Consider the following 11,704-nt stretch of genomic DNA (forward strand, 5'->3'; position numbering starts at 1 on the left):
GGAACACATGCGTATTCTACTTTCGGTCGGCCTCTCGGGGCTTATGGCGGCGCCGAGCCTCGCAGCCGACATGGAGATCTCGATTGAGATCCCGAAGCTCGACGTCGCCGAGTACCACAAGCCCTATGTCGCGGTCTGGCTCGAAGGGCCGGACAAGAAAGTCGCCGCGAACCTTGCCGTCTGGTATGACGTCGCGAACCCGAAGCAAGAAGGCGACAAGTGGCTGAAGGACCTGCGCCAGTGGTGGCGCCGCGCCGGCCGTGAGCTCAAGGTTCCGGCCGATGGCCTGACGAGTGCGACCCGCGCACCGGGCAGCCATACCATCAAATTCGACAACGCAAGCTCCGCCCTCAAGGATCTCGCCTCCGGCCAATACGAGCTGATCGTTGAGGCGGCGCGCGAGGTCGGTGGCCGTGAGGTGCTGCGCATTCCCCTGCAGTGGCCGCCCAAGGACGGAACGTCGCTCAACGCCAAGGGTGAGCATGAGCTTGGCACCGTCGCCGTCAACGTGAAGCCCTGATCGACCAAGGAGATCGACCCCATGAAATCCGTCATTCGCGCTGCCGCCGTGCTCACGCTCTCCGCCGTCGTACCTTTCGCTGCCCACGCCCACAAGGCATGGCTGCTGCCCTCGTCGACGGTTCTCTCGGGTAAGGACGACATCGCCGTCACCGTCGATGCCGCAGCCTCGAACGATCTCTTCTATTTCGACCATCGCCCGCTGCGCCTCGAGAGCCTCGTCGTGACGGGGCCGGACGGCGCCAAGGTCGAGGCCGAGAACAAAAGCACGGGCAAATTCCGCTCAAGCTTCGACCTGCCGCTGAAGGCGCCAGGCACCTACCGCGTCTCGCTGGTCATGGACGGCGCCTTCGCGCGCTATAAGGAGGACGGCCAGGAGAAGCGCTGGCGCGGCCGCGCGGAGAACATCGCCAAGGAGATCCCCGCATCCGCGACCGATCTCGTCGTGACGCAGAACGTGCGCCGCATCGAGACCTTCGTGACCTCCGGCAGTCCCGACGACGCGGCACTGAAGCCCACCGGCGTCGGGCTCGAGCTGGAGCCCGTCACCCACCCCAACGACCTCGTCGAAAAGAGCGAGGCAGAGTTCAAGCTCGTGCTCGACGGCAAGCCCGCGCCGGGCGTCAAGGTCGAGATCGTGCGCGGCGGCATCCGCTACCGTAACCAGCTCGGCGAGACGACGGTGACGACCGACGACAACGGTGTCTTCAAGTACACATGGCCCGAGGCCGGCATGTACTGGATCGAGGCGAACGTCAGCGACGACAAGACGACAATCAAGGACGCCAAGGAGCGCCGCGCCGGCTATTCGGCGACGTTCGAGGTTCTGCCCGAGTGAGCGTGAAAGCGCTGGCGCCGGCGGGAGCGGACGAGCGGCGTGTATTGATCCCGACGCGGATGGCACCGCCTCCGTTCCCCGGGACGTTGCGCACGCTGATCGTTAAGGAGCTCGGCGGCGACACGATGGGGACCTCGTGGTCCGCCAAGGTCGTGGTTGCGCCGGGAAGCGATCTCGCACCGCTGAAGCGCGGCATCGAAGCGGTGCTCGCACGCATCATCGACGAGATGAGCCCCTGGGAGCCGGGCTCCCATATCTCGCGGTTCAACGCAGCGCCCGCCGGCACTTGGCACCGCCTGCCGGACGGGTTCTTCACGGTGCTGTCCGCCGCCCTCGACTGGGCCGAGCGCACCCAAGGCGCCTATGATCCGACGGTCGGCGCCTCGGTCAACCTCTGGGGCTTCGGCTCCGAGCCGTCGCGCGATGCCGTTCCCGATCCGCACGCGGTCGCTCATGCACGGGCGCGTGGCGGATGGTACGGTGTTGCGCTCGACCGCGAGCGCCTGAGCGCGCTCCAGCCTGGCGGCCTGCTGCTCGACCTTTCGTCCATCGCCAAGGGTTTCGCCGTCGACGAGGTTGCGCGTCATCTGCGGAGCCAAGGCATCGGCAACCTGCTGGTCGAGATTGGTGGCGAGTTGCGCGCAGAAGGCGCGAAGCCCGACGGGTCGCCCTGGTGGGTCGCCCTCGAGCGGCCGCGTGGCGCGCACAATGCCGATGCGTTGCCCGAGACACTCCTGGCTCTCACGGGCCTCGCCGTCGCGACATCGGGTGATGAGCAGCGCTATTTCGATGCGGCCGGACGCCGGTATGCGCACACGCTCGATCCCGCCACGGGCGTGCCCGTCACCCATGACCTCGTATCGGTCACCGTCGCCGCCGAGGACTGCATGACGGCCGACGCAGCGGCAACCGCCTTGACCGTTCTAGGCCCTGAACGCGGCCCGGCCTTTGCCGCCGAGCACCGCCTCGCGGCCCGTTTTGTGCGCCTTTGCGGATCGAGGTTGACCGAGCACCTGAGCCCGACCTTGGCCGCCATGCTTGACTGATCATTATCGAACGCCACGTGTCTGGGCGAGAATGTGGTCCGTGATGCGGAGTTGTGCGCCCTCAATCGTGCCGGCCTTCGGCAAGGCGCGACAGGCCGCAGGGGTCGCGCACTAGAACTTTTTGGCGTCCACACGCGACGAAGCCCCGTGCCTCCCAGGCGCTCAAGATGCGCGAGACCGTGTGCAGCGTCGTCCCCGTCATCTCGGCAATGTCCTGGCGGGAGATTGGAAAGGCGATCCGGATACCGCTCTCCTCCTTTCGGCCCGCCAGCAGAGAGAGGCGCAAAATGGCATGGGCGACACGACGCTCGACCTCCTGCGTCGACATCTCCCGGATGCGGTTGTGGGCTTCCTCGAGCTGCCGACCCATGGTCTGGATGGCGCTCGCGGCGAGGCGGCCGTTTTGCTCGACGAACCGCGGCCAGAGCTCGCTCGGCCAGGAGAGGACGATGCTGTCCGTCGCAGCGGTCGCTGTGCCGGGATAGTCGGGGCGCTGGAGCGCCATGGCAAACCCGAACAGCTCGCCGGGGTGCACGATCCGAACGATGATCTGCTGGCCGTCTCCCGTGATCTGGGTCACCTTGAGCCGCCCGCTGAGAAGAAGGTAGAAGCTCGTCGCCGTTTGGCCCTGCTTGAACACCTGCTCCCCCGCAGGCACACGGCGGTACGACGCATGATCCAGGAATGTGTCGAGGTCAGCGTCGCTTATCCTTTCGAACAAGGGGAGCGACTTGACGACGGTCCGGTCTATTTTCACGGTTAGGCGACCTCACCGCGGTTAGCCTCGAAAACTATCATGCCGCGGAGGATCCAGAAAGGTAGGCGCCGTCCGGACGGACCACCCTTGGTGTCGCAGTTTTCCTTTTAGGAGAGCAGGCCACTCATCCGCAGGGTCCGGAGCAGTGGCTCATACCACTGTGCATCCTTGACGAGACGGAATCCGAGGTTGTCCGGCGGTGCTCCGACTGCACAGCCGCCGCCTTTGGGGTTGCGGACGAAGAAGACCATCGCAGCCCGATGCTGCCCGGCAACCATCTGGATACCGCAAGAGGACGTGTCGTCCGAGTTTGGCTGCGCCCGGTCGAGGTTGATGCGATGGAAGCAGGTCGTGGTCCATTCCCAGACGTTGCCCGCGAAATCAGAGAGTCCGAACTCGTTTTCGCCGAACTGTCCAAGCGACTTCGGAGCCGCTTCGCGGGACGCACCGCGCGTTGTCTCGCGACGGTATCTCTCGAGCCAGCGGTCGGCGGGATTGGAGCTTCCCGCACCTGCGCCGCTCAGTGCATCGTCGGGAAAACGCGAGCCGGCGGCGAAAGCGAGCTCCTCGTCCGTCGGCAGCCGCCAAGCCTCGCCGGTCTCTCGGCTGAGCCACGCCGCATAGGCGTGTGCGTCATCGAAGCTGATGCCCGTTGCTGGTATATCGTCCTGGCCCTCGGTGGAGAACTCGGGTTCGGGTGCCGGGCATACACCGTCCGCAACGCAGCGCGCATAGTCGCCTTTGGAAACTTGATACTTCATGATCGTGAGTGGGCGCTCGACGGAGACCGTGAGCATCGGCCCGTCGACCGAATAGCCGCCGCGGGTGTATTCGCCGGGAGCGCGGTAGCTGAACGTGCGGGGTGCGACCACGATCGTTTCAGGTGTGCTCGCAAGGGGGATACCCGGCGTGCCGCCGAGGAAACCCGCCTTTATCGCAAGCATGCCCGCTGTCAGGCCCGCAACCATGGCAAGCAGCAGCGGCGGGATGGCAATGAGTGCCGACAATGCATCTGATCTGGCGTGAGGCACAGCCATGAAGACCTCTTTGCCCGTTTCGCCAGGGAGCGTGTGCCGAAGGTAGCGCCCCCGGGATGGGGCGCTGGCGGACAGCAGGAACTTGATCCGCCAGCGCCGGGAAGGCGCGCCGCTGACGTCTCCCTTAGGCGCGCCTTATTTGATGAGGCGGTCAGCTTCCCGAGGGGGCCAGCACCGAGGTCATCAGGTCGTCGTTCCAGTCTCCGGTGACGACGAAGTGGGCCGCTGCGCCGAGCTCGAACGCCTCGATCAGGTTGTGGTTCACATACGCGTAGACACCGGGCTGCTGGAACGTGTAGTAGGCCGCGCCTGCGGTCCCGCCCGGTATGAACCACGTCTCCTGATCGACGTCAGGCGGGGTGTGGAACTTGCCTGTGGGCCACACATAGTCGCCGTGCCCGCCGATAAGGTGTGGACGCGTGTCGCGGTTGGCTTGTGAATGGACAACCAAGACCCGCTCGCCGACGGCGGCTTTCAGCGCATTGTCGCCGGTGAGTGCGCCCACCGCGCCGTTGAACACGACGTGACTCGGCGTCAGCGTGCGCATGACCTCGACCGTTTCAGCGTAAGATTCGCCGATGGTGTCGTACTTCTTGAAATTACCCTCCGCGTCGCGCGGAACGTAGAAGTCCTGCTCGCCAACGTAGTAGACGCGATCGTAGATCAGCTCCTTGCCCTTGCCGTCGGTGAGGCCCTCGCGCGGCAGCACCATGATGGCGCCGTTCATGCCTGAGGTAACGTGCCACGGCACCATGCCGGGGGGCGCGCAGTGGTAGACGAAGACACCGGCCTTGGTCGCCTTGAAGCGTAGGATGGCCTTCTCGCCGGGGCTGACAAGAGTCAGCCCCGCGCCACCCAACGCACCCGTTGCCGAGTGGAAGTCGATGTTGTGCGGCATGCTGTTGGTGGCCGGATTGATCAGCGTCAGCTCGACGTAGTCATCCTGATGTACGACCATCAGTGGCCCCGGAACGGTGCCGTCGAAGGTCATGGCGTGGACCTCGGTGCCCTTGTCATCGATAACGATCTTCTTCTCCTCGATCGTCATGGTGAACTCGACAATCCTAGGCCCGCCTTCTGCCTTCTGCTTATGAGCATGGACGAAAGGAGGATCTACCAGCTCGGCCTTGACCCGCGGCAGCGACGCGATGTCGACGGGCTTGGCCGTCGCGGCGGTCTTCTCCGCGTGCGAGGACGTGGCTTGCACGACAGGCACGAGCGCCCCGGCGAGAGCGACGCTGGCAACCATGGTGCGGCGTGACATTTTCATTTGCTCAGCCATTGGGCTCCTCCTTCTGATCGGGCGCGAACGCGCATCGCCCGATATGTTTTATGCAGGAGGTCGTGTGGCTCTCTCTTTGCGACGGAGCAAAGAGCGCGGCCGGTCCGATGCGGCAAATTCGCAGGAGATGCTAAGGGTGGACGAGTTTCGTGTGCACCCGGGGGGTGGTCAGGATCGGGGCGTAGACGAGGACGAAGAGGAGGAACGCACCGATCCAGGCCAGCCCTGACGTGACGAGAACCGCCCCATAGTATTGAGGCGCGAGGAATGGCCCCGCGACGCGCAGCAGCGCTGCGAGCGTGACGAGATGATAGGCCCAGACGATACTGGGTGGCGCAATGAGGCGGCGCCCCGTATGGCCAAGCGAGGCCCGGCTCATGACGGCAATCACCATCGTTCCGACAGCGCCCGTGCCGAATGCGTGCGACGCGATCGCACCCGGGATGAGCCCGGTGAAGGCGCCGAGTGCGCTGAGCACAAGCCCGATCACGATCCAGAGGTATCCCAGATGCAGCACCCAGACGATCGGCTCTTGGCGCGTGCCCGCCCCGCTCCAGAGCGCGAGGCGCGCACCGTTCGCAAGGGCTGCAGCCAGTGCCGCCGTGCCGAGAAGCACGTGTATGGCACCGCTGGCGTCCAGAAGGACGAACACCGCAAGTGAGGCGAGCGCCGCTCTGTCGAGCCAGGGAAGGCGCTGCGGCATGCGTGCGGACGAACGCCGTCCGTGCAACCAGTTATGTGTGAACGCCGGGATGATCCGGCCGCCAATGATGGCGATCATGACGATTACGATCAGCAACGCCGTGCGGACCGGGGCTATCGGCTCGACAGCGAGCATGCCGACGTTGGCAAGATGGTAGAGGATATTCGAGAGCGTGAGCGCGACAACGAGAACAAGGAAGATGAGGTTGCGCGGTGCCGGCCGTGTGAAGAGCTGACGCGCGGCGAAGCCGCCGAGGACGGGCAGGAACGCAAGGTCCAGGCCTGACGCGAACGGATAGGGCAAGATGGCGGAGAGGCCCATCGCCACGCGCCCGGCAAGCCAAACGGCGAACAGGAAAATGAGCGGGGGGCCTGAGAGCGGCAAAGCGCCGGTCCAGTTCGGCACCGCCGTCAGGAGAAAGCCGCCGATGGCCGCTGCGGCGAACCCGAATACCATCTCGTGCGCGTGCCAGGCGTAGACGGATCCCGCGACCGGCAGCCAGTTCTGGGGCCAGCCTATGGTGGCCGAGGCAATCCAGGCGAGCCATACGGCCATCGCCAACACGCCATAGACGGCCGAGCCAAGGAAGAAGGGGCGAAACCCGTAGGAGAAGGTGGCGTCAAAGCTCGGGCTCGCCGGCGGCAGCCTCGCGGAATGGGATGTATGGGACAAGGCCATCACTGCTGAGCCGGGCTAGCCAACGCGCGGCCAGACACCCCGAGCTTCCCTGCATTCCTGAATGCGGCCGACGATACTTTTTTGTCGCAGGAAGCCGCTTAACCGCGGTCAACCCCCGTGCGCGGTGGGGCGATCGCGCTGCTGCCCAGCTTAGAATCCTTCCTCTCCGAGGTCGCTCGATTCGACAAATCGCGCCAATAGCGCCACGTCGACAATCGACACGTGCTCGCGGTCGACGCTTACCCCCAGCGGTCGCAGCTTCGCGAGTGCGCGCGACAGGCTCTCGGGCTTCATGCCGAGCTTGTTGGCGATGAGCGCCTTTTCGTAAGGAAGCTCGATGGTCGTGCTACCTTCGCGCACCGAGGAAAGGCGCAGGAGAAAATCAGCGAGGCGCTGGGGTGCCGAGAGCAGTTTGATCTGCTCGATCTGCTCGACCAGAGATTTGAGGTGATAGGACGCCGACGCCAGCATCGCCAGCGCGAGCTCGGGCTGCTCTTTGATGCGGCAGCGCAGCAACTGGCCGTCTACGCGGAGAAGTCGCGTATCGGTCACGACCTCGGCGGAGACCGGATAGCGGCCGCCGAGGAACATGGCAGCTTCTGCGAACGTCTCCCCCCGCCGGAAGACGCCCACCACGGCCTCGTTCCCGTCCGGCGTCACACGGTAGAGCTTCACCCAGCCGCCCAGCACGACAAAGAACGCATTGGCCGCCTCGCCCTGTTGGAATAGCGTCTCGCCTTTCCGATGGACGCTGACGGGCTGGCTGCCGATCAACGATTGCGCGACCTCTTGCGACACGGTCCCGAAGAGAGGTGTCGAGCGGACGATCTGCCAATCTGAGGTATCCATCTGCGCGCCCTTGCCGCGGAGTGAGCCGAAGGCCCGCACCTGTTGGGCCGGGCGGCAGATTATCCTCTCTTCTTAGCGCGAAACCAGCCTTGCGGAAAGAAAATGCCGGGCCGCGCGAGGCGTCGTGCTGGCCCTCGCTCGCGGATTTGCCGAATAGAATCGCATGCTCAGACTCCGGCAAGGCGTGGCTGGGGCCGGCCTTGCGCGACGTGACGCCGGAGGCCACGGAGTCCGTATGCGAATAAAATGATAGGCCAAGGCGGGGCCCTGCGTCCGTTCAGCTAAGCGTTCGAAAATGCTCAGCGCAGCTCGGTATGTTCAATCGGATTAACTGAAATCAATGTGTGATAGCGCCTATCCCGCGATAGATCCCATCTCTTGATGTCTGCCGAATACTGAGCGGAGCGCTGGTATTATGACGGCTGTACCAATAGTTGGGACGAACGAACAATATCGCGCCCTGGGCCTTTCGACGCTGGCATTCACGGTCTGCTTCGCGGTCTGGACCATATTCTCGATAATTGGCGTCCAGATAAAGGAGGAGCTTGGCCTTTCTGAAACCCAGTTTGGCCTCCTCGTCGGTACCCCGATCCTCACCGGATCGCTGATCCGCATTATCCTAGGCATTTGGACCGATCAGTACGGTGGCCGGCGCATTTACACGCTGGTGATGCTTGCCGCGGCCGCGGCGACGTGGCTGCTCATCTACGCCAAGACCTATCCTCAAATGCTTGTCGCTGCGCTTGGCGTCGGCATTGCGGGTGGCGCGTTCTCCGTCGGCGTCGCCTACGTCTCTCGCTGGTATCCGACCGGCAAGCAGGGCACGGCGCTCGGCATCTTCGGCTCGGGCAACGTCGGCGCGGCTGTCACCAAGTTCCTGGCCCCGTTCGTGCTCGTCGCCTACGGATGGCAGGCCGTTGCCCAGGTGTGGGCGGTGGCTATCGCGATCATGGCCGTCGTGTTCTGGTTTGCGACCAACGACGATCCGGTGCTGCGCGCGCGCAAGCTCAAGGGCGAGAAACCGAAGAGCGTCTGGCTCGAGCTTGCGCCCTTGAAGAACATCCAGGTCTGGCGTTTCGGGCTCTACTATTTCTTCGTCTTCGGCGCCTTCGTCGCACTCGCTCTGTGGCTCCCGCGCTACCTGATCGGCGTCTACGGGCTTGATATCACCACCGCGGGAATGATCGCGGCCGCCTACTCCATCCCGGCCAGCATCTTCCGCATCTACGGCGGCCACCTCTCGGACAAGTACGGTGCGCGCCGCGTCCTCTACTGGACGTTCCTGGTCTCGATCGCCTGCACTTTCATCCTCTCCTATCCGCCGACCGAGTACGTGGTTCGCGGTATCAGAGGGCCGGTCACGTTCCAGCTCGAGATCGGCCTCGTCGCCTTCACCGTGATCGTCTTCGTGCTCGGCTTCTTCATGAGCCTCGGCAAGGCGGCCGTATACCGGCACGTCCCGGTCTACTACCCCGACAGCGTTGGTGCCGTCGGCGGGCTCGTCGGTATGATCGGCGGTCTCGGCGGCTTCGTGCTGCCGCTCGTATTCGGCCTGCTCAACGATCTGACCGGTATCTGGACCAGCTGCTTCGTGCTGTTGTTCCTGATCGCGACCGTCTCGCTGATCTGGATGCACGTGTCGATCCGGCGCATGGAGCGTGCGGCGGCCGAGCCGGATCTCGCGCAACTGCCGCAACTCCCCGAGATGCTGCCGATCCACAGACCGCATCACGTCGGCGCCATGGGGCCGGCCGTCATCGAGGACTGGCGGCCTGAGGATCCGCTGTTCTGGGAGAAGACCGGCCGCGCCGTCGCCCGGCGCAATCTCTGGCTTTCGATCCCGTCGCTGCTGCTCTCGTTCGCGGTTTGGATGGTGTGGTCCGTCGTGGTCGCCAAGCTTCCGTCGGTCGGGTTCCAGTACACGACCGACCAGCTTTTCTGGCTGGCGGCGCTGCCCGGTCTCTCCGGCGCCACCCTGCGCATCTTCTATTCCTTCATGGTGCCCATCTTCGGCGGCCGCCTGTGGACCACGCTGGCCACCTGGTCGCTGATCATTCCGGCGCTCGGCATCGGCATGGCGGTCCAGAATCCCGACACGCCGTACTGGATCTTCCTCGCCCTGGCGCTGCTCTGCGGCTTCGGCGGCGGCAACTTCGCCTCCTCGATGTCGAACATCTCGTTCTTCTTCCCGAAGAGCGAGAAGGGCAACGCGCTGGCCCTGAATGCGGGCCTCGGCAATCTCGGCGTCAGTGTCGCCCAGTTCCTGGTGCCGCTGGTGATCACGGCCGGCGTCTTCGGCTGGCTCGGCGGCGATCCCGTCATGGTGACCGAGGGCGACCGCACGTTCCCCATGTGGCTGCAGAACGCTGGCTACGTCTGGGTGCCGTTCATCGTCGCCTCCGCGTTCGCCGCCTGGTTCGGCATGAACGACATCGCCTCGGCCCGCGCCTCCTTCGCCGAGCAGTCCGTCATCTTCCAGCGCAAGCACAACTGGATCATGTGCTGGCTCTACACGGGCACCTTCGGCTCGTTCATCGGCTATTCGGCCGGCTTCCCGCTGCTCGCCAAGATCCAGTTCCCCGAGGTCAACGCGCTGGCCTACGCCTTCCTCGGGCCGCTCGTCGGCGCCATCTCGCGCTCGGCGACAGGCTGGATCGCCGACAGGTGGGGCGGCGCGCGCGTGACCTTGTGGGTGTTCGTCGGCATGACGATCGGCGTCGCCGGCGTGCTCTACTTCCTGAGCATCGGCAGCTTCGCGGGCTTCTTCGCCATGTTCATGCTCCTGTTCCTGGTCAGCGGCGTCGGCAACGCCTCCACGTTCCAGATGATCCCGGCCATCATGCGCAAGGAGATGGTCCGCCTGATGCCCGAGGCCGACGACGCGACGCGGCTGCGCAACGCCGAGAAGGAGAGCGCGGCCATCATCGGCTTCAGCTCCGCCATCGCCGCCTACGGCGCCTTCTTCATCCCCAAGGGCTACGGCACGTCGATCGCGCTCACGGGCGGTCCCGAGGCGGCGCTGTGGGGCTTCCTCGTCTTCTACGTCACCTGCATCGCCGTCACCTGGTGGATCTACGCGCGCCGCGGTGGCCTGCTCTACGACATCGAGCGCGGCCGGCGCCCGTCGCCTCTGACACCGTCCACGCAGCCAGCCGAATAACCGAGAGACAGCCATGAGCCACTTTCTCGACCGCCTGACGTTCTTCAATCGTGTCGTCGACGAATTCTCCGACGGCCACGGCGTGGTCACGCGCGAGGACCGCCGCTGGGAGGACGGCTATCGCAAGCGCTGGCAGCACGACAAGATCGTGCGCTCGACGCACGGCGCCAACTGCACGGGCTCCTGCTCCTGGAAGATCTACGTCAAGGGCGGGATCGTCACTTGGGAGACGCAGCAGACCGACTACCCGCGCACGCGTCCCGATCTGCCGAACCACGAGCCGCGGGGCTGCGCTCGCGGCGCCAGCTACTCCTGGTATCTCTACTCCGGCAACCGCGTGAAATACCCGCTCGTGCGCTCGCGGCTCCTGAAGCTGTGGCGCGAGGCGCGCGCCGCGCACACGCCGGTCGCCGCTTGGGCATCGATCGTCGAGGATCCGGCCAAGCGCGCGGCTTACACGAAGAAGCGCGGCCACGGCGGCTTCGTGCGCGCCACCTGGAACGAGGTCAACGAGATCATCGGCGCGGCCAACGCCCACACGACGAAGACCTACGGTCCGGATCGCGTCGCCGGCTTCTCGCCCATCCCGGCCATGTCGATGGTCTCCTACGCCGCGGGCGCGCGCTACCTGTCGCTGCTCGGCGGCGTCTGCCTGTCGTTCTACGACTGGTACTGCGACCTGCCGCCGGCCTCGCCGCAGACCTGGGGCGAGCAGACCGACGTGCCCGAATCGGCCGACTGGTACAAGTCCGGCTTCCTGATCCTCTGGGGGTCCAACGTGCCGCAGACGCGCACGCCCGACGCCCATTTCTACACCGAGGCGCGCTACCGCGGC

At 65.1% G+C, this 11,704-nt stretch carries 10 protein-coding genes; 5 read left to right on the forward strand and 5 right to left on the reverse strand.

The window, feature by feature from the left end:
* The first annotated feature begins 7 nt into the window (after window positions 1–7).
* From IT540_RS17125 to IT540_RS17135, 3 genes are read left to right on the forward strand one after another with little or no spacing between them, the layout of a single operon-like run.
* Window positions 8–520 carry a DUF2271 domain-containing protein gene (locus IT540_RS17125; RefSeq protein WP_291180714.1) on the forward strand — a complete coding sequence of 171 codons (513 nt, stop codon included), beginning with the start codon at window positions 8–10 and terminating at the stop codon, window positions 518–520.
* A gap of 21 nt (window positions 521–541) precedes the next feature.
* Window positions 542–1,357 carry a DUF4198 domain-containing protein gene (locus IT540_RS17130; protein ID WP_291180716.1) on the forward strand — a complete coding sequence of 272 codons (816 nt, stop codon included), beginning with the start codon at window positions 542–544 and terminating at the stop codon, window positions 1,355–1,357.
* Complete coding sequence (locus tag IT540_RS17135) at window positions 1,354–2,403, forward strand: FAD:protein FMN transferase (protein ID WP_291180718.1); 1,050 nt, start codon at window positions 1,354–1,356, stop codon at window positions 2,401–2,403. The genes IT540_RS17130 and IT540_RS17135 overlap by 4 nt, the downstream gene beginning before the upstream one ends.
* A gap of 61 nt (window positions 2,404–2,464) precedes the next feature.
* Here IT540_RS17135 and IT540_RS17140 read toward each other — a convergent pair whose 3' ends face one another.
* From IT540_RS17140 to IT540_RS17160, 5 genes are all read right to left on the reverse strand, one after another.
* Entirely contained in the window at window positions 2,465–3,160 is a 696-nt protein-coding gene (locus IT540_RS17140; protein WP_291180720.1) for a Crp/Fnr family transcriptional regulator, read from the reverse strand.
* Between the two features lie 107 nt (window positions 3,161–3,267).
* Window positions 3,268–4,197: a formylglycine-generating enzyme family protein gene (locus IT540_RS17145; RefSeq protein ID WP_291180722.1), complete on the reverse strand. Its 930-nt coding sequence runs from the start codon at window positions 4,195–4,197 to the stop codon at window positions 3,268–3,270.
* A gap of 151 nt (window positions 4,198–4,348) precedes the next feature.
* Window positions 4,349–5,479, reverse strand: a complete 1,131-nt coding sequence (gene nirK, locus IT540_RS17150; protein ID WP_291180724.1) for a copper-containing nitrite reductase — start codon at window positions 5,477–5,479, stop codon at window positions 4,349–4,351.
* Between the two features lie 130 nt (window positions 5,480–5,609).
* Entirely contained in the window at window positions 5,610–6,854 is a 1,245-nt protein-coding gene (locus tag IT540_RS17155; protein WP_291180726.1) for an NnrS family protein, read from the reverse strand.
* 156 nt (window positions 6,855–7,010) lie between these two features.
* A complete protein-coding gene (locus tag IT540_RS17160; protein WP_291180727.1) occupies window positions 7,011–7,709 on the reverse strand; it encodes a Crp/Fnr family transcriptional regulator in 699 nt (232 codons plus the stop codon).
* Window positions 7,710–8,124: 415 nt separating this feature from the next.
* Between IT540_RS17160 and IT540_RS17165 the strand changes: the two genes are divergently transcribed.
* Both IT540_RS17165 and IT540_RS17170 read left to right on the forward strand, forming a co-directional pair.
* Complete coding sequence (locus IT540_RS17165; RefSeq protein WP_291180728.1) at window positions 8,125–10,869, forward strand: MFS transporter; 2,745 nt, start codon at window positions 8,125–8,127, stop codon at window positions 10,867–10,869.
* Between the two features lie 13 nt (window positions 10,870–10,882).
* The coding region (locus IT540_RS17170) for a molybdopterin-dependent oxidoreductase (protein ID WP_291180729.1) at window positions 10,883–11,704 on the forward strand (822 nt) is incomplete at its 3' end.

The organism is Hyphomicrobium sp. (genome assembly GCF_020852195.1).
Lineage (GTDB): Bacteria > Pseudomonadota > Alphaproteobacteria > Rhizobiales > Hyphomicrobiaceae > Hyphomicrobium_C.